Source organism: Allokutzneria oryzae (assembly GCF_042429765.1).
Lineage (GTDB): Bacteria > Actinomycetota > Actinomycetes > Mycobacteriales > Pseudonocardiaceae > Allokutzneria > Allokutzneria oryzae.
This window is the reverse complement of sequence record NZ_JBHLZU010000032.1, coordinates 66683-84342: the sequence shown is the minus strand read 5'-3', so window position 1 is coordinate 84342 and position 17660 is coordinate 66683. Positions and strand designations below refer to the sequence as shown.

15 protein-coding genes are annotated in these 17660 nt (G+C 69.6%); 8 read left to right on the top strand and 7 right to left on the bottom strand.

Features of this window, described 5'->3' with window-relative positions:
• The first annotated feature begins 133 nt into the window (after positions 1-133).
• Entirely contained in the window at positions 134-1849 is a 1716-nt protein-coding gene (locus ACFFQA_RS34150) for a serine/threonine-protein kinase (RefSeq protein ID WP_377861278.1), read from the top strand.
• On the opposite strand, the gene ACFFQA_RS34145 is transcribed toward ACFFQA_RS34150, so the two are convergent.
• The 4 genes from ACFFQA_RS34145 to ACFFQA_RS34130 all read right to left on the bottom strand — a co-directional run bounded on the left by ACFFQA_RS34145 (position 1749) and on the right by ACFFQA_RS34130 (position 4103).
• Positions 1749-2867 carry an SDR family oxidoreductase gene (locus ACFFQA_RS34145; protein WP_377861275.1) on the bottom strand — a complete coding sequence of 373 codons (1119 nt, stop codon included), beginning with the start codon at positions 2865-2867 and terminating at the stop codon, positions 1749-1751. The genes ACFFQA_RS34150 and ACFFQA_RS34145 overlap by 101 nt on opposite strands.
• Positions 2864-3385 (bottom strand): DUF1360 domain-containing protein, encoded by a 522-nt coding sequence (locus tag ACFFQA_RS34140; protein WP_377861273.1) that lies wholly within the window; start codon positions 3383-3385, stop codon positions 2864-2866. The genes ACFFQA_RS34145 and ACFFQA_RS34140 overlap by 4 nt, the downstream gene beginning before the upstream one ends.
• 92 nt (positions 3386-3477) lie before the next feature.
• Positions 3478-3696 (bottom strand): DUF3618 domain-containing protein, encoded by a 219-nt coding sequence (locus tag ACFFQA_RS34135; protein WP_377861270.1) that lies wholly within the window; start codon positions 3694-3696, stop codon positions 3478-3480.
• Positions 3693-4103 (bottom strand): phage holin family protein, encoded by a 411-nt coding sequence (locus ACFFQA_RS34130; RefSeq protein WP_377861268.1) that lies wholly within the window; start codon positions 4101-4103, stop codon positions 3693-3695. The genes ACFFQA_RS34135 and ACFFQA_RS34130 overlap by 4 nt, the downstream gene beginning before the upstream one ends.
• 409 nt (positions 4104-4512) lie before the next feature.
• Between ACFFQA_RS34130 and ACFFQA_RS34125 the strand changes: the two genes are divergently transcribed.
• Positions 4513-5820 carry a cytochrome P450 gene (locus tag ACFFQA_RS34125; RefSeq protein WP_377861265.1) on the top strand — a complete coding sequence of 436 codons (1308 nt, stop codon included), beginning with the start codon at positions 4513-4515 and terminating at the stop codon, positions 5818-5820.
• 13 nt (positions 5821-5833) lie between these two features.
• On the opposite strand, the gene ACFFQA_RS34120 is transcribed toward ACFFQA_RS34125, so the two are convergent.
• A complete protein-coding gene (locus ACFFQA_RS34120; protein ID WP_377861263.1) occupies positions 5834-8896 on the bottom strand; it encodes an FAD-binding and (Fe-S)-binding domain-containing protein in 3063 nt (1020 codons plus the stop codon).
• A gap of 135 nt (positions 8897-9031) precedes the next feature.
• Between ACFFQA_RS34120 and ACFFQA_RS34115 the strand changes: the two genes are divergently transcribed.
• Both ACFFQA_RS34115 and ACFFQA_RS34110 read left to right on the top strand, forming a co-directional pair.
• Positions 9032-10840, top strand: a complete 1809-nt coding sequence (locus ACFFQA_RS34115) for a glycoside hydrolase family 15 protein (protein ID WP_377861261.1) — start codon at positions 9032-9034, stop codon at positions 10838-10840.
• Between the two features lie 4 nt (positions 10841-10844).
• Positions 10845-11945: an enolase C-terminal domain-like protein gene (locus tag ACFFQA_RS34110; protein WP_377861259.1), complete on the top strand. Its 1101-nt coding sequence runs from the start codon at positions 10845-10847 to the stop codon at positions 11943-11945.
• Positions 11946-11951: 6 nt separating this feature from the next.
• Here ACFFQA_RS34110 and ACFFQA_RS34105 read toward each other — a convergent pair whose 3' ends face one another.
• Entirely contained in the window at positions 11952-12500 is a 549-nt protein-coding gene (locus ACFFQA_RS34105) for a TetR/AcrR family transcriptional regulator (RefSeq protein ID WP_377861257.1), read from the bottom strand.
• Between the two features lie 99 nt (positions 12501-12599).
• On the opposite strand from ACFFQA_RS34105, the gene ACFFQA_RS34100 reads away from it, so the two are divergent.
• From ACFFQA_RS34100 to ACFFQA_RS34090, 3 genes are all read left to right on the top strand, one after another.
• Complete coding sequence (locus ACFFQA_RS34100) at positions 12600-13208, top strand: DUF2867 domain-containing protein (protein WP_377861254.1); 609 nt, start codon at positions 12600-12602, stop codon at positions 13206-13208.
• The gene (locus ACFFQA_RS34095) at positions 13201-13683 is read left to right on the top strand and encodes a hypothetical protein (protein WP_377861252.1); all 483 of its coding nucleotides are present in this window, start codon (positions 13201-13203) and stop codon (positions 13681-13683) included. The genes ACFFQA_RS34100 and ACFFQA_RS34095 overlap by 8 nt, the downstream gene beginning before the upstream one ends.
• Before the next feature lie 201 nt (positions 13684-13884).
• Positions 13885-14526 (top strand): class I SAM-dependent methyltransferase, encoded by a 642-nt coding sequence (locus ACFFQA_RS34090; protein WP_377861250.1) that lies wholly within the window; start codon positions 13885-13887, stop codon positions 14524-14526.
• 238 nt (positions 14527-14764) lie between these two features.
• Here ACFFQA_RS34090 and ACFFQA_RS34085 read toward each other — a convergent pair whose 3' ends face one another.
• Complete coding sequence (locus ACFFQA_RS34085; RefSeq protein ID WP_377861247.1) at positions 14765-16102, bottom strand: serine/threonine-protein kinase; 1338 nt, start codon at positions 16100-16102, stop codon at positions 14765-14767.
• A 371-nt stretch (positions 16103-16473) separates the two neighbouring features.
• Here ACFFQA_RS34085 and ACFFQA_RS34080 point away from each other — a divergent pair, with 371 nt between their 5' ends.
• On the top strand, positions 16474-17493 hold the full coding sequence (locus ACFFQA_RS34080; RefSeq protein ID WP_377861445.1) for a methyltransferase: 1020 nt from the start codon (positions 16474-16476) through the stop codon (positions 17491-17493).
• Positions 17494-17660 lie beyond the last annotated feature (167 nt).

Sequence of the window (17660 nt, the reverse complement as noted above, 5' to 3'; positions counted from 1 at the left end):
GGTGATCCGACAGACAGGTGAACCGGGAGGCCGTTGTCGTCGTCGAAGCTGAGCGCCGCCGGGCAGTGGAGTCCTCGCGGCAGAAGGACAGGTGGATGACTTTCCTTTCCATGACACGCATCGGCGGGTGGTAATGGCGCAGGAGACACGGCCAGGCCGAGTGATCGACGGCCGCTACCGGCTGGTTCGCCCCCTGGGGGCCGGAGGGTTCGGGCGCGTCTGGGAAGCCCGCGACGAGCTGCTCGACATCGACGTCGCCGTCAAGGAGCTGTGGCTTCCCCCGGCGCTGTCCGCGGACGAACAGGCCGAGCGGTTGACCCGCGCCACGCGCGAGGCCCGCAACGCCGCCCAGCTGCGCGACCACCCGAACGTCGTCGCGGTCCACGACGTCGTCATCGACGACGAGATCCCGTGGATCATCATGGGACTGGTCACCGGGAAGTCGCTCGAAAAGCACCTCGTCGACGGGCCGTTGTCGGCCGAGCTGACGAGCCGGGTCGCCACCGCCCTGCTCAACGCACTCGAAGCGGCCCACGACGCCGGGATCGTGCACCGCGACGTCAAGCCCGCCAACGTGCTGCTGGCCGACAACGGCGACATCCTCCTCGCCGACTTCGGCATCGCCGTGCACCACACCGACACCGCGCTCACCGCCACCGGGATGCTCATCGGCTCGGTCGAGTACATGGCCCCCGAGCGGTTGAACGGCCACGACGGACGAGCCGAAAGCGACCTCTACTCCCTGGGCGTGACGTTGTACCAGGCAGTGGAGGGGGTGTCCCCGTTCCGCCGCGACACTCCCACAGCCACGCTCACCGCGGTGCTGCTGGAGGACGCACCGCCGCTGACGTGCACCGGTGGCCTCGCCACGCTGATCACCGAGCTGCTGAACAAGGATCCGGCCAGGCGTCCGGACATCGCCCAGGCGCGGGGACTGCTTGAGGCGTCGCGGGAGCCGACCAAGAAGTTCGAGAAGGAGTCGGAGCAGACCAAGAAGGCCGAGGAGACCCCGAAGCGGCCGACGATGGTCGGACCGCCCTCCGGCCCGGTCAAGCAGGACGGTCGCAAGAAGGGACCGCCGAAGCGGCCTGCGCCGGTGGCGATCGCGCTCGGCGTCGTCGCGGTGCTCATCGGCTGGTTCGCCGTCAGAGGTGACCTGGCCCAAGGCGTGTCCGCGTTCGTGGACCAGGTGTTCTCGTCCAACACCACGACGAGGTCGGCACCGCCCACCACCAGCCGCGGAACGACCACCACCACGCGCAGGCAGACCACGACCACTCCCCCGCGCAAGACGACGACAACGACGTTCAACTCGGCCGACCTCGACCAGGAGAGCAGCGACAAGACCCCTGTCACCGCATCGGCTTTGCTCCCGAGCTCGTTCACCGACTCCAAGAACGTGGGCTACACCCGCCGGGGCAGCGACGTCCGCGAGTGCGTCTCCAACTACATGAGCCAGGACGTCAGGAACCTCCTGCTCCGTTCCGGCTGCCGCAATGCCGTCACCGGGACCTATGTGGACAGGTCCAACCAGATCCTGGTCATGGTGTGGGTCGTGCCGATGGCGGACGCGAAGACCGCCAAGACCGCCTACGACAACTACGACTCCGGTGCCTGGGGCATCCTGTGCCCCCAGAACGGTGCCGGCTCGGAGATCTGCGACAACAACAAGGACACCAGCCGCGCCATGCGAAGCGGCTATCGGCTCCGCACCCACCGGTACCTGGTCAAGTCGACGGCTGTCTACATCAACCTGACGCGCGACAACAGCGCCAAGCCCTGGCTGGACGCGGCCGCGAACGAGGCCGTCGACGCGGCCGGGCCGAAGAACTACTCCGGCAACCGGTGAGCCCGCCGCACGGCGGCTGGAGCGGGTTCCGGCGGAGAGCGAGGCCTGCGACGGCGCCCGCGAGAGCACCCGCGCCGACGATCGCGCGGTGTCGCCGCAGCCAGAGCAGCGGACTCCAGCGGTGCGCTCGGCGGTCGAACCTGCCGTGTGCACCGCGATCGGTGCTGTCGGCGGCGTCAACCGGCTCGTAGAGGTTGTCCGGCGCGTTCGGGTCTTGCGGTTCGTCGGTCTGTTGCGAGGCGTAGCCGGTGCGGGCGAGGTAGCGGTCGAGCAGTCCGGGAACGAACTTGTTGGCGGTCACGGTGAGCACGGTGGACGCGCCGATGAGGTACTCGCGGTGGCGGGGGTGGTCTGCGGCGTGGACGATCGCGCGAGCGGCGACCTCGGGCTGGTAGATCGGTGGCACTGGCTGGGCACGCCGCGAGAGCCGGGAGCGGACCCAGCCGAACTGGGGTGTGTTCACCGCGGGCAGTTGAACGATCGTGATCCGCACCTTCGAGCGCTCGTGCAGCAGTTCACAGCGCAGCGACTCGTACAGGCCGTACTCGGCGTGCTTGGCCGCGCAGTACCCAGCCTGCAAAGGAATGCCACGGCGTGACAGCGCGGAGCCAACGAACACGACAGTTCCATGGTCGCGCTGCCGCATTCGCGCCAGCGCGGCCCGCGCGCCATAGGCGGCACCGAGGTAGGTGACCTCGGTGGTGCGCCTGAGCTCGTCGGGTCTGATTTCGGTGAACGGTGCGAACACCGACGAGAAGGCGTTGTTGACCCACACGTCGATCGGCCCGAGCTCGCGTTCGATCCGTCCGGCCGCGGCTTCGACGTCATCGGGATCGGCGACGTCCACACGGATCGGCAGGGCGACACCGCCGAGCGCCTCGACTTCCTTCGCCGCGGCGGCAAGTCCGCTCTCGCCCCGCGCGAGCAGCGCGACCCGGTAACCACGGCGGGCGAACTCACGCACCGTGGCGCGGCCGACACCGGCGCTCGCACCGGTGACCACGACGACGCGGCTCACGACGACGCCTTCTTGATCGACTCCCGTGCCGCGTCGTAGCCGATCTGCAACGCGTCGGAGAGGCCGACCGCGGTCAGCATCGTGGAGAGGAGCCGGGTGAACCGGGGTGCGAACACCATCCCCGCGGTGAGCCCGGTCGACGTCCAGACCGCAAGGCAGAACGGGCAGGTGAGCAGCTCGCCGGTGGCGTGCTGCACACCGCGTCCGCGCACGGACTCGTTGACCTCGCCCATCCCGGTGTTCTCCTCGAACTGGGTGAACGGTGCTCGCAGGGGAGACGTGACGGCGTCCTTGGACAACAGTCGGCTCGCCTTGTGCGTCGCCGTGCCCAGCAACAAGGTGTCCGCCCAGGTGATGCGATCCGGCAAACGCACACCGAAGTGGCGCCCCAGCAAGCCCAGTGCCGAGACGACCACCGTGTACGTCCCGAGCACCATCGCGTAACCGCGCAGTGGACGTTCCGCGTGTTCGGGCTGTCCCGCGTACTTCCGCGCCATGCGGCGTGTCGGTGTCGTCATCTCGACCCATCCGTCCTTTGTGGACTGGTGTGGTGGTTCGCGTAGGCCAGGGTGCCGTCCACGTCGAAGAGAACCGTGTCGCCGGGCACGGCCTACCGCGTGCTCAGCACCAGCACGACCAGCCCACCGACGACGAGTGCGCCGATGATGAGCTCAGTGCGGTGGCGCCGGACGGCGTTCTTGACCGTGAAGCGGTCGGTGAGCTCGGCCAGTGTCTCGACGAGCTCGTGCCTGGTCAGCTCCACCTCGTGCCGGAGGTCCTCGTCCGTGGGAGGTGCTCCCGGCATCGTGTACCGGTCCGCCTTGGTCATGGGTGCTCCTTGAGCTGGTTGACGACCGCGATGTCCTCCCGCACACGTTCGATGGTCTTCTCTGGCACGGGCGGGAGCGCCTTGCGCAGCCCCGATCTGCCGATCAGCGCGGCGATGCCCGCCATCACCAGCAGCGCGGCCGCGACGAGCAAGGCCGCGAGCCAGTTCGCCATCACGGTGCTCAGCGCCAGCACCACGCAGAGCAGGAACGTCAAGCCGGCGTACCCCGCGAGCACACCGGCGACGGAGAAGGCGCCGATGCCGACCGCACCGCGCTTGGCCTTCGCCGTCATCTCGCGAGCCGCCAGGTGCGCCTCGGTCCTGACCAGCCGCTTCGTCTGTTCGGTGAGGTCACCGACGAGCTGTGCCGCCGATCGCTCGGTGACCGGGTTGTCCTGACTGCTCACGTGGGGTGGTTGCCCGGCTGGACACATCAGAAACACCTGGCGCTGGTCGGTGCGGCACCCAGTCGGATTTCCCCACGGGCACAACGATCGTGATGCTCGTACAGCGTCGCGAGGCCGGGCGAGGCCAGGAGTTCGATCCCTGTCAGATCCACGATCACCGTCTCGCCGCGGACGCGGAGAAGCGGGTCGACGGTGCAAAGGCCGAGCGGTCGCACAGCAGTACCTCCTGCGCGGGTTGGTCGTTGCCGGGCGCAGTCGTAGCTGGCTTCCCGGACCACCACTCCTCAAACCTTCGGTCGTCGTGCTGAGTCGGCGGCGTACGAGGTCCGTGGTTGGTCACCTGGAGAGGTGTTTCGTCATCAGCACGAGTGGTAGCTCCAGGGAAACCCGTGTGTCGAGGGGAGCAGCCGTGCCGACCGACATCGAGCCCGTCAACGCGTCCACGACCGAGACGGTCCGCATCGCGGCCGAGGTGGTGTTGCCGACGCTGGCCAGTGGTGTGATCAAGCGCCGCCCGGCGGTGCTCGCGGTGGCGGAGAGGCTGCGGCTGGGCAGATCCGGCGTCGGCCTCATGCGGCGGCTGCGGAGTCGTCACGACGCCAGGCCGCTGAGGTTGCGTGTGCCCGGCCGGTCCATTGACTTGGTGCTGTCCCACGAACACGTCGGCGAGGTGCTGGCCGCGACGCCCGTGCCGTTCTCCCCATCGACGTTCGAGAAACGCGCCGCGCTGAGCCACTTCCAGCCGCACGGCGTGCTGATCTCCGACGTGGACGAACGGCGCCCGCGACGCAGGTTCAACGAGGAAGTGTTGGAGCCGCAGCGATCGCTGCACGAGCTGGCCGCACCGCTGGCGAGGGCTGTCGCCGACGAGGCCGCACTGCTCGCCCGCGAGAGCGAGTTAAGCTGGCACACCTTCACCATCGCGTGGTGGCAGCTTGTCCGCAGGCTCGTGCTCGGAGAAGGCGCACGCTACGACGACACGGTCACCGATCTGTTGGCGCGCCTGCGATTGGACGCGAACTGGGCGTATGCGCACCGACGGCGCGACCGCCTCCACGCGCGGTTCCACAACCGGCTCACCACCCACCTCGACCGCGCGGAGCCGGGAAGCCTGGCCGCCGTGGTCGCCGCCACCGACCAGGCGGGGATCGACCCCGCTGACCAGGTGGCTCACTGGTTGTTCGCGTTCGACGCAGCGGGCATGGTGACGTTCCGCGCGCTGGGACTGCTCGCGAACCACCCGGACCAGCAGCGGCGGGCCCGCGAGGAGATCGCCGACCTCGACCCCGCCGAGCCGCACCAGCTGCCGTACCTGCGGGCGTGCGTCCTGGAGTCGGTGCGGTTGTGGCCGACCACTCCGGTGTTGCTGCGCGAGAGCACGACCGCCACAGCATGGGGTCCGGCCGGGACGACGGTGCTGATCTTCACGCCGTTCTTCCACCGCGACCCGGGCGTCCTGCCGTACGCGGACCGGTTCGAGCCCGACATCTGGCTGGATGGCCGCGCCGAGGCGAATCCGGCGCTGGTCCCCTTCAGCGGCGGCCCCGCCGTCTGTCCGGGCCGCAACATCGTGCTCTTCTGCGCCAGCACCCTGCTCGCGGCACTGTTGCACGCGCACGACTACCGGCAGGTCGGGGGTCTGCGGCTGGACCCGGATCGGCCACTCCCGGCAACGCTGGACCCCTTCCGCCTCCGCTTCACCGGCACGGTGGGCTGAGCGGCGCTAGGGGTCACCGTCGCGCGGCTCTGGCAACGGCGGCGATGCCAAGCGCGGCCAACCCGGCCGCGATGGCCGCCCGAGCCAGCCTCGACTTCCCAGGCTGGGCAACAGCCCCGCCGCCGCGATCGGCGCGAAGCGGGCGGGCGAGCAGCTCGGCGAGATGGACGGCTTCGTGACCGCCGCTGTCGAGCTGGTGGATCTGCGTGCGGCAGCTGAATCCGTCAGCGAGCACGGCGGTGTCGGTGTCGGCGGCGCGCAGCCTCGGGAGGAGGACCCGCTCCGCGCAGTCCCGGCTCACGTCCAGGTGGCCCGCCTCGAACCCGAAGTTGCCCGCGAGCCCGCAGCAGCCTGATTCGAGTCGTTCGACCCGCGCGCCAGCGGACGTGAGCAGGCGCTGGTCGGCCTGCCAGCCCAGGACGGCGTGCTGGTGGCAGTGCACCTGGGCCAGGGCGTCGACGGCGACGTGGGGTGGCTGGTAGCCGGGGGTGTGCGCGGTGAGCAACTCGGCGAGCGTGACGGTCTGTTTCCTCAGGCGGCGAACGTCCTGATCATCGGGGAAGAGCTCGAAGGCGTCCGAACGGAACACCGCGGTGCAACTCGGTTCGAGCCCGACGATCAGCCCTCCGTCGCGCAGGTGCGGCGCGAGGGCGCGCACCGTGCGGCGGAGAACGCGTTTGGCGGTGGGGAGCTGGCCGGTGGAGATCCACGTCAGCCCGCAGCAGAGGCTCTGCCCGGGCATGGTGACCCGCCAGCCGGCGTCTTCCATGAGCTTGACGGCGGCGATGCCGACGTGCGGGTGGAAGTGGTTCGTGAAGGTGTCCGGCCACAACAGCACCGTGCCGCGACGGCCGTCGCCGCGCGGCCCGCGCCGGGAGTACCAGGCCCGCAGGGTTTCGGAGGCGAGCAGCGGGATCTCCCGGTCGGCGATGCCCGCGACGGCCACGGCGAGCCGGCGCAACCCGGGTGAGTGCGTGATCGCGTTGACCACAGGGGTGAGGCGCAGCCGCGTCACGAGGTTCGCGAAGACCGGGAGCCAGCCCATGGACCAGTCCGACCGCGGGCGTCGCCACGGACGACCCCGATAGTGGTGGGCGAGGAACTCGGCCTTGTACGTCGCCATGTCCACATTGGCCGGACAATCGGTCTTGCACCCCTTGCACGCCAAGCACAGGTCGAGCGCGTCCTTCACGGCGGCGGAGCGCCAGCCATCGCGCACGGGGCCGTCGCCGTGGCCGTTGAGCATCTCGAACAACAACCTCGCGCGGCCTCGGGTGGAGTGTTCCTCCTCGTGCGTGACTTGGTACGAGGGGCACATCACCGCGCCGCCGGAGTTGGTGTGCTGGCGGCATTTGCCGACTCCGACGCACCGGTTGGCCGCCTGGGCGAACGAGCCGCCGTCGTGCGGATACCGGAAGTGCACGTCCTGCGCCGCCATGGGTGCCCAGTCCCCGCCGAGTCGCAGGTGCGCGTCGAGCGGATAGGGCGCGATGACCTTGCCTGGGTTCATCCGGCCGTCCGGGTCGAAGATCGCCTTGAGCTGCCCGAACGCCGTGATCAACTCGGTGCCGAACATGCGGGGCAGCAGTTCGCCTCGGGTCTGGCCGTCACCGTGCTCACCGGACAAGGAGCCGCCGAACTCCACGACGAGGTCGGCCGCCTTCTCCAGGAACCGGCGGTAGTCGGCGACACCGCGCGCCGTGTAGAGGTCGAACGGGATGCGCGTGTGCACGCAGCCCTGCCCGAAGTGGCCGTAGAGGCTCGGACCGGTGTCGCCCGCGTAGCCGAACTCCTCGTACAGCCGCCACAGTCTGCGCAGGTAGTCGCCGAGGCGGTCAGGCGGAACGGCCGAGTCCTCCCACCCCTCGAACGTGTCCGGCCGGTCCGGAACGTGCGCGGTGGCGCCCAGACCCGCCTCGCGGACGTGCCAGAGCTCGGCTTGGCGGTCGGGCTCGTCGAAGAATGAGACCGCCGCATCGTGTGGGCTCACGCCGAGCGCGTGGAGCATCCGCCACGCGCGGGCGTCCGCTTCCTCGGTGGTGTCGCCGCCGAACTGCACCATGAGGAATGCCGAACCACGCGGGAGCGCGGTGAGCGCCTGCGGGTTGAGGTGCTTCAGCTGCTCGTCGTGAATGAGCTTGCTGTCCAACCCTTCCAGGGCGATCGGATCGTGCCGCAGGATCGCCGGTACGGCGTCCCCGGCCGCACTGATGCTCGGAAAACCCAGAACCACCAGGCACTTCGCGGCGACAACCGGAACCAGCTCCAGCTCGGCGCGCAGCACTGTGACCAAAGTGGACTCACTGCCCACAAGCAGGCCCGCCACGTCGAAGCCGTGCTCGGGCAACAGCGAGTCCAGGTTGTAGCCGGAGACCCGGCGAGGAATGTTCGGGAAACGACGCCGGATCTCGCCGGTGTAGCGGTCGCGCAACGCCCTCAGCTGCCGGTAGACCTCCGCGACCCGGCCACCGTCGCGTTGCATCGCGGTGAACCGGTCGTCGTCGGTGGGACCGACCCACATCCGGGTGCCGTCGTAGAGGAGCACCTCCAGCGCGGCGATGTTGTCGACGACCTTGCCGGTGCGCTGGGCGGTGGCACCACAGGAGTTGTTGCCGATCATCCCGCCAAGGGTGCAGTTCGCGTGCGTCGCCGGTTCCGGCCCGAAACGGAGGCTGGTCGGAGCCAACTGGCGGTTGAGCTCATCGAGGACGATTCCCGGCTGAACCACGCACCGCCGCCTTTCGGCATCGATCGACTCCACCGACGTGCAGTACTTCGACCAGTCGAGGACGACGGCGGTGTTCGTGCACTGCCCGGCGAGGCTCGTCCCACCCCCTCGGGACAGCAGCGGTGCGCCGAACTCCGCGGCCACCGCCACCGCTTCCACCGCGGCTTCGGGGGTGCGGGGCAGCACGACACCGAGCGGGACCTGCCGGAAGTTCGAGGCATCGGTCGAGTACGCCGCTCTGGTGCCGGTGTCGAACCGGACCTCGCCGTCCACCCGCTCCGCCAGCTCCGCGGCCAGCGCACCGACGTCGAGCGGCCGCTCCGCGTTCGCACCCACCACCGAAGCCATGGAGTGCCTCCCGTCACCGAGTCGCATCTACGACCCCGGCGTACCCGGTGGACAGAGGGCTATGCCGAGTTTGCCAGTGGCCTGCTGGGGAATCCCGCGCACCGCACGAGCGATAGAAGGCGGAAAGAGGGCGAGATGTCGCGGCGACTAGAGGACTACGCGGTGATCGGAGACACCCAGTCCGTCGCCCTCGTGGGACTGGGTGGGGTGATCGACTGGTTGTGCCTGCCGCGCGTGGACTCCGACGCGTGCTTCGCCGCACTGCTGGGAGAATCGGAGCACGGGCACTGGACTGTGGCCCCCGTCGGGCCCACCCCGTCGGTGCGGCACCGCTACCGGGACGACACCCTGGTGCTGGAAACGGAGTTCACCTCATCCTCAGGTGTGGTGCGGCTCGTGGACTGCATGCCGATCCGTGAGGCACGGCCGCAGGTGCTGCGCATGGTCGAGGGCGTCTCAGGGCGCGTCGCCATGCGCAGCGAACTCGCCTTGAGGTTCGACTACGGCCGCATCCGGCCGTGGTTGCGCGTGGACGGCCGCAGGATCCGGGCGATCGCGGGACCGGATGAGGTGATCATCGATGGCGATGTCAAGCACCTCGTGCGTGATGGCGGTTGTGCCGCTGACTTCACCGTCGCCGCCGGGGAGCGGATCGGACTGCGGTTGTGCTGGAACGGACTTCGCCAGGGCGAGCCTGACGAACCGGACATCCCGGCCGCGGTGCGGGCGACCGAGGACTGGTGGAAGCGCTGGGTCGCGCGGTGCCAGTACACCGGCGACTACCGGGACGCCGTGGTGCGATCGCTGATCACCCTCAAGGCACTCAGCTACGCCCCGAGCGGCGCCATCGCCGCCGCCGCGACGACGTCGTTGCCCGAACAGCTAGGCGGGACACGCAACTTCGACTACCGCTACTGCTGGATCCGCGACGCCACGTTCACGCTCCTCGCCCTGCTCGACGCGGGCTACCAAGACGAAGCAGCCGCGTGGCGCGAATGGCTGCTGCGCGCACTGGCGGGTCAACCTCGTCAGCTTCAGATCATGTACGGCGTCGACGGCGAACGCCGACTCCCCGAGATCGACGTCCCCTGGCTGCCCGGCTACGCCCACTCCACTCCCGTGCGCATCGGCAACGTGGCGGCCGAACAGTTCCAACTCGACGTGTACGGCGAACTCATGGACGTGCTGCACCAAGCCCGCGCCCATGACCTCCCGTCCGACTCGCACGCCTGGTGCCTCCAGCAGCAGGTGATGGAGGTGCTGGAGTCCGGGTGGCGCGAGCCCGACCAGGGCTTGTGGGAGATGCGCAGCCACCCTCGCCACTACACCTACTCCAAAGTCATGGCCTGGGTGGGCGCCGACCGCGCTGTGCGGGCCGTCGAGCACTTCGGGCTTGACGGTCCGCTCCAGCGCTGGAAAGCGCTGCGTGAGGAGATCTCCACCGACATCATGACTTCGGGCTACGACACCGAGCGCCGCACGTTCACCCAGTCCTACGGATCCACCGCGCTCGACGCCGCCGTGTTGCTCGTGCCCGCGGTCGGGTTCCTCCCCGCCACCGACGAGCGCATGGTCAACACCGTCGCAGCCCTCGAACACGACCTGCTCGACCACGGCCTGCTCCGGCGGTACTCCCCGCACTCCGACGACGGGTTCCCGCACGGCGAGGGCGCGTTCCTGGCGTGCACCTTCTGGCTCGCGGACAACTACATCCTCCAAGGACGGGTCCGGCGGGGACGAGCCCTGTTCGAACAACTGCTCGCTCTGCGCAACGACGTGGGACTGCTCAGCGAGCAAGTTGATCCAGCCACCCGTCGGCTGGTCGGCAACATCCCCCAAGCCCTCTCGCACGTCGCCCTCGTCAACACCGCCTACAACCTCGGCTCGACGCACGGTCCGGCTCGTCGTCGCGGGGCATCGCGCCCCCGCAAGAAGGAGGTCTGAGCCCATGAAGCGGGATCGCGTCGATGCGCTGCACGCCGCCGCGTTCCGCGTGCCCACCTCCGCTGCCGAAGGGGATGGAACCTTGACGTGGGACGCGACGACGATCGTCGTCGTCAGGGCTCGGTGTGGTGACACGACCGGCCTCGGCTGGACCTACTGCGACTCCGCGTGCGTCGACGTGGTGGAGGGCGTGTTGGGTTCCGCTGTCACCGGCGCCGATCCGCTGGCGGTACCGGCGGCGTGGCACGCGATGCAGCGGCGGATCCGCAACCTCGGCCGATCCGGCGTGGTGGCATGCGCGATGTCCGCTGTGGACATCGCACTGTGGGATCTCTCCGCGCGGTTGTGCGGTGCTCCGGTGACGCGGTTGCTGGGGCGCGTCCGGGACGCGGTCGACGTCTACGGCAGTGGTGGTTTCACCACGTTCGACGACGGTCAGCTCCGTGACCAGCTCGCCGGGTGGATGCGCGACGGGCTACCGCGGGTGAAGATCAAGATCGGGGAGAGCTGGGGCACCGCCGTCGATCGCGACCTCGACCGCGTCCGCCGGACCAGGACGCTGGTCGGCCCGGACGTGGAGGTCTACGTCGACGCGAACGGCGGCTACCAGGCCGGGCAGGCGATCCGCGTCGGGAAGCGCCTGGCCGAGCTCGGTGTGACGTGGTTCGAGGAGCCCGTCTCCAGTGATGACCTGCACGGCTTGCGGGAGGTCCGGCAGGCTGTCGACATGGATGTCGCGGCGGGCGAGTACGGCTACGACCTCCCGTACTTCGCGCGGATGGTCCTGGCCGGAGCCGTCGACTGCCTCCAGGTGGACCTGACGCGGTGCGGTGGGTTCACCGAATGGGCCAGGGTGGCCGCGGTGGCAGCCGCGCGGAACCTCCAGGTGTCGGCGCACTGCGCACCGAACCTCGCAGTGCACGCGGGCGCTGTCACGCCGAACTTCCGGCACGTGGAGTGGTTCTCCGACCACGACCGGATCGAGCGGACGTTCTTCGACGGCGCGGTCACCCCGCGCGGTGGCGTGGCCAGGCCGGATCTCGCCGAACCCGGCCACGGGCTCACCTTCCGCCCGGAGCGCGCAGAACCCTTCCGCGTGCGCTAGGCACGCCTACGCCAGCAGGTGCCTCGCGGCCAGGTCGAGCACGTCCGCGCGGCTGCGGGAGCCGTGGTCGGCGGCGAGGAAGTGGTTGCCCACCGCGAGCGAGAAGGCGAGCATGCTGCGGATCTCGACCTCGTCCTCGTCATCGCAGAAGGCCCTGAACAGCGACCGCGCGTAGTCCATCCGACGGTTGTCCACGCGGCGCAGCCGCTCGGCGACAGCGGGATCGCGCCGGGCCCAGTCGCGCACGGCGAGGTCGACCGGCAGCAGGGTTTCGGAGAAGGTCAGCGCGCCCGCCCGCCGCACCTTGTCCCTGGCGTCACCGCCCTCGGTCTCGACGCGCTCGATCACCTCGTCGGTGCCCATCCGCTCCCAGGTGTCGAGCATCTCCTCCAGCAGCGCCTGCCGGTTCTCGAAGTGCCAGTAGAAGCCACCTCTGGTGACGCCGAGCGCCTTCGCCAGCGCGTCGACCCGGACCGCTTGCGGGCCGCCTTCGGCAAGGGCCCGCAACCCCAGTTCGATCCACTTGCCACGCGGCGTGAGCGTTGGGGCCGGCATGTGTCGCTCCTCATTCTGGCGCGTCCAGTACGGGATTGACTCTGCCATCAGAGCGCGCCTAACCTCCATCCATACACCACTGTATGGATGGAGGGGGACATGAAACTCCCGCGCACGGCGCACACCTCGCGGCCCTGGCGGATCCACGAGATCGCCAACGACTTCCGGGTGGAGGACGTGTGGGCGCTGCCGACTCCGGGCGGCCCGGACGACCTGCCCCGGCTGGTCGCGATGATGACCTCGGGCGGCGACCCGTCATCGACCTGGTCGCGCCCCGCCCGCGCCCTCTGGGCGCTCCGCTGGAAGCTCGGCGCGCTGTTCGGGTGGGACGAGGAGAATCGCCGCGTCGGCTCCCGGGTTCCCACGCTGCGCGAGCGCCTGCCCGAGGACCTGGCCGGCGCTCCCCCCGGCCCGGACGTCCCGAAGCTCGGCTTCACCTCGCTGTACCAGCTTGAGGACGAGTGGGCCGCCGAGATGGCCAACAGCACCGTGCACGCGGTCATGCACATCGGCTGGGTTCCCGACGGGGCAGGCGGCCACCGGGGCCAAATGGCCGTCCTGGTCAAGCCCAACGGCCTGTTCGGCAAGGCGTACATGGCCGCGATCGCACCGTTCCGGCACCTCATCGTGTACCCGACGTTCATCCCGAGCATCGGCCGGAAATGGCGAGCACTCCCCACCTCAGACCCCAGGAGCACACATGCCTGAGCCCATCCCGGCGCGCGACGTCCCTGTACCGTCGGACGCGCTCGCACTCAGCACGCTCGCCCGGATCGACTACGCCAACGCCGTCCTGGTCGAGATCGCCCCGGCCTGGGACCAGAGCGCCGAGCACTGGGCACGAGCCGTCCTCGAAGGCGCTCCCGCCGACATGCGCCACGCCCTCACGTCGGGATGGTCCGCGCTCGGCTTGCAACTCGGTTCGACCGAGTCCGACCGGTTCGTTCTCGGCTGGACGGTGCGGCACGCCACTGCGGACCACATCCTCCTCGGCGCCGACTCCCCCATCGGCCTGCGGGGCGAACTGCTCTTCCAGCGACGGCCGCACGCACTGGTCTTCGCCAGCTTCATCCAGCACGACACCGACGACGCGCGCGCCATGTGGGACGGAGTCAAGGAAATCCACCCCCAGGTCATGCGCCAACTCGTTGACGCGGCCGTCTCACGGGCACTGACGTCCTAGACCCCACTCCCGCAAGCCCTCCCGATCCCCCGACGTACCCCCACCCCCACACCCTCGCCCCCACACCCCCCGTGCACGCAGAAGCTGGCTGGCGTGATCAAGCTTTTCGCGTTTTGTAGGCTTATTGCGCGAAAGAGCGCTCCCAAATCGCATTAAGGCTACAAAACGCGAAATGGGGGGCACGCGAGTGAGGGTGGAGCGATGGCGGATCTGTCGGAGTTCCAGCATCCGCGGTTCGCGCGGATGTACGAGCGGATCAGTGCCGAGGCCGAGCAGCGCGGCACGGCCGAGTATCGGGACCGAGTGCTCGCCGGTCTGTCGGGGCGGGTGATCGAGGTGGGCGCGGGAAACGGCCTGAACTTCGACCACTACCCCGCAACGGTGGTGGAGGTCGTGGCGGTCGAGCCGGAGGACCGGCTGCGCGCGCTGGCGGAGCGAGCCGCCGAGCGGGCCCCGGTGCCGGTGCGGGTGGTGCCCGGCCACGCCGGGGCGCTGCCAGCCGAGGACGGGATGTTCGACGCCGCTGTGGCCTCGCTCGTCCTGTGCTCGATCGCCGACGTGCCCGCAGCGCTCAAGGAGATCCGCCGAGCTCTGCGCCCCGGCGGGGAGTTGCGGTTCCTTGAGCACGTGCGCTCGACCAACCCGCTGCTCGGACTGCTCCAGGACGCCCTGACACCGCTGTGGTCCCGGACCGGCGGAGGCTGTCGGCTCAACCGCGACACCGCCGAAGCCATCCGGGCCGCCGACTTCCAGGTCGAGCGCCTGGAGCGCGTCCACTACTCCCCGCTGCGGTTCGTACCGCCGCACGCGCACATCCTCGGTTGCGCCCGCACGCCGAGCTGAAACGGCACGCTACTGGCTCAACTACCGCACGAGTTCGCCCGCCCCGCGGAAGATCGGCGATCCGTCCACTGTGGACCAGCGCACCTGACGCCGCTGGCCGGGGCACTGCCCTCAGGGCGTGGGGACGCTCCCCTCGGCTGGTCGTCACCGGACTGTCCACAGTGGCCGCGATCGGCCTGGTTCTGGCGCTGCCGCGGCAGTGCCGGTGTTCGGCTGGCCCGGCCGCCGGACTCCGTGGTCATCGCCTGGCTTCGACCGGGTCGGGGGTCCGACGGCGCGCCCTCCTGGCCTCCCAGGCCCAGCCAGCCGCGATGAGAACGACGATGGTGACCACGATCAGCGAGATCTGCGGGGCGGACCTCCGATCCGCGAGCGCCATCCAGTTCCGGAGGATCTCGGCGCCACCGTCGAAGGCGGAAGCGGCGGCACCGGCACCGAAGAGGAGCCCGGCGAGACCGGCGACGACGGCGACGGTCTGGCCGGCGCGCGGCGGTACGAACCGAGCGACTCCGGCGCACAGCACTCCGGCCAAGACGATGTCCACGACGAGGGCAACCAGGACGGCGACGCCGTCCGGTCCGGCGCGCTCCACGTCTCTCTCGAAGTAGTCCCAGGCGACGCCTGAGTTCGTGAGGCCGACGACGCCGAGGGCGGCGATGATCGCCATCATCACCGCGACGCCCTTGCGCTGCCACACCTTCGGGGTTCCTCTCGGCGGGAGGACCCTGGTGTCACGCTGCACGCGGACAGGGCTGGTCGGCTGCTCGCCGGTCGTGGTCAGCGCCTCGGCGACCGTCGGCCTCTTGTCCGGATCCTTGTCCAGCAGCCGGGTGATGAGCCGCGTGAGCCGCCCGGCTCGTTGCGGTGACGGAGGCGTTTCCAGCAGGACCGCGGCCAGTGTCGCGGTCTGGTCGTTGCGGCGGAACGGCGAGACGCCCTCGACGGCCTCGTACAGGGTCGCGCCGAGGGAGAACAGGTCGCTGGCCGGGAGCCCGTCGGTACCGTTCAACCGCTCGGGGGCCATGTACTCCGGCGAGCCGATGAACATCCCGGTGGCGGTCAGGGTGGTGTCGGTGGTGTGGACGGCGGTCCCGAAATCGGTGAGCAGGACCTTCCCGCTCTCGTCGAGCATGACGTTGGCGGGCTTGATGTCGCGGTGCACGACGCCTTTCCGGTGTGCGGCGTCGATGGCCGCCAGCAGCGCCTCGGCGACCTTCGCTGCCTCGTCCGCCCGCAGTGGACCGTGCGCCTTGATGTGCTCGTTCAGCGAGCAGCCGTCGATCAGCTCCATGACGATCCAGGGGAGGCCGTTCTCGACGACGACGTCGTGGATCGCGACGATGTTCTCGTGGTTGCGCAACCGAGCGGCGTTGCGGGCCTCGCGCGTGGCACGGGCCAGCCGCTCCGCCTGCTCGGCCGGTGACATCCCCGGCAGCAGTCGCAGCTCCTTGATCGCCACCTCGACGTCCAGGGTCTGGTCGCGGGCCTGCCAGACCCGCCCGAAACCACCGGACCCCAGTTCGGCCACCAGCCGGTAACGCCCGCCCACCACGTGACCGGCCTGCGTCGACGTCACGCCCACCCCCGCCTCGCTAGCACGACAGTTGATCAGACTACATCGGCCGGTTCGAGCGTCCTCCCCACTCGATCAGCCCGACCACCCGCGTCAGCTCAACGGTCCACAGTGGACCACGCCATGTCCCGCACGTGGTAACACCACCTCACCACGCCCCTGCCCCCCTGCCCCCTCCCCCCTCACCCCCCGTGCCCTCTTTTCGCGTTTTGTAGGCTTAATGCGAAATGGGAGCGCTCTTTCGCGCATTAAGCCTACAAAACGCGAAAACCTGACCACGCCAGTTGGGCTATGCGCGCACGGGGGCGGGGGCGGGGGCGGCGTGCTGGGCGGCGCCCGTTCCGGGGCGAGGACCGCTTTTCGGGTTGACGGGGGTGCAACCGTTGACCTTCGTGAACGACCACAACATCGCCACGATCCGAGGCCTGGCTAGCTTGGCGACACCGATGGCTCTGCGGGTCGCAGTAACACTGGGCCTGCCCGACCGGCTACGTGGTGACGGCGCCGCCGTTGAGCAGGTCGCGACGGAACTCACCGTGTCACCGGTCGCGCTCGAACTGCTGCTGGGCCACCTCGCGACTCTCGGGATCGTCGAGCGCGCATCCACCGGCTACCGGACCACCGAGTACGGAGCGACCCTCTGCACCGACGCCGACAACGGCCTGACCAACCTCCTGCACCTGAACATGGCCGGTGGCCGCGCCGAGCTGGCGTTCGTCGAGCTCCTGCACAGCATCACCACCGGCCACGCCGGCTACCCCCGCCGCTACGGGCACGACTTCTGGGCCGACCTCGCCGACCACCCCCACCTCCGCGAGTCGTTCGACCAGCAGATGACGCACCGGTTCCGCGAACAGGTCCCTCGGATCGTCGACGGCTACGACTGGGCCCGCTTCTCCACCATCGTCGACGTCGGCGGCGGTATCGGCACCCTCCTCGCCGCGATCCTCACCGCTCATCCAGGAGTGCGCGGCCACCTGGTCGAACTCGAACCCACCGCGACCGAGGCCAACCGCACCTTCGGCGCACACCAGCTCGACGACCGGGCGCGAGCGACCGCGGGGAGCTTCTTCGACCCCCTCCCCGAAGGGGCGCAGGCCTACCTGTTGTGCGACATCCTGCACGACTGGGACGACGAGCACGCGCACCGGATCCTGGGCCGCTGCGTCGAGGCCGCCCAACCGACCGGCCGCATCCTGGTCATCGAAGCGGTCGGCGGACGATGGGCCAGCACCGAGTTCGACCTCGCCATGCTCGTGATCTTCGGCGGCCGCGAACGCCGGATCGACGAGCTCCGCGCCCTTGCCTCGGCCCACGGACTGGTCCTCGACACCGTCACCGACCTGACCGACCAGCGCTGTCTTCTGGAGTTCCGTCTCGCCACCACCAGCTGACCTGTGTGAGACGCCGAACTGGACGACGCGGCGGGTGCTCGGTTCGCACAGTGATTCGGCCCGCCGACGAACATCATCGAGTGCCCCTCGTCCGCTTGGCGGCAGGCGATGGTTCACGTCCCGTCGGCGCTGACAACCGCCGCGCTCAGGTCCCGCAGGCGGTGGTC

Excerpts from the sequence above, each read along its gene's own strand:
- ACFFQA_RS34090 (WP_377861250.1), top strand. The coding sequence starts at position 13,885 with ATGGCGGATCTGTCGGAGTTCCAGCATCCGCGGTTCGCGCGGATGTAC.
- ACFFQA_RS34100 (WP_377861254.1), top strand. The coding sequence starts at position 12,600 with ATGAAACTCCCGCGCACGGCGCACACCTCGCGGCCCTGGCGGATCCAC.
- ACFFQA_RS34120 (WP_377861263.1), bottom strand. The coding sequence starts at position 8,896 with ATGGCTTCGGTGGTGGGTGCGAACGCGGAGCGGCCGCTCGACGTCGGT.
- ACFFQA_RS34105 (WP_377861257.1), bottom strand. The coding sequence starts at position 12,500 with ATGCCGGCCCCAACGCTCACGCCGCGTGGCAAGTGGATCGAACTGGGG.
- ACFFQA_RS34115 (WP_377861261.1), top strand. The coding sequence starts at position 9,032 with ATGTCGCGGCGACTAGAGGACTACGCGGTGATCGGAGACACCCAGTCC.
- ACFFQA_RS34135 (WP_377861270.1), bottom strand. The coding sequence starts at position 3,696 with ATGACCAAGGCGGACCGGTACACGATGCCGGGAGCACCTCCCACGGAC.
- ACFFQA_RS34110 (WP_377861259.1), top strand. The coding sequence starts at position 10,845 with ATGAAGCGGGATCGCGTCGATGCGCTGCACGCCGCCGCGTTCCGCGTG.
- ACFFQA_RS34140 (WP_377861273.1), bottom strand. The coding sequence starts at position 3,385 with ATGACGACACCGACACGCCGCATGGCGCGGAAGTACGCGGGACAGCCC.
- ACFFQA_RS34095 (WP_377861252.1), top strand. The coding sequence starts at position 13,201 with ATGCCTGAGCCCATCCCGGCGCGCGACGTCCCTGTACCGTCGGACGCG.
- ACFFQA_RS34150 (WP_377861278.1), top strand. The coding sequence starts at position 134 with ATGGCGCAGGAGACACGGCCAGGCCGAGTGATCGACGGCCGCTACCGG.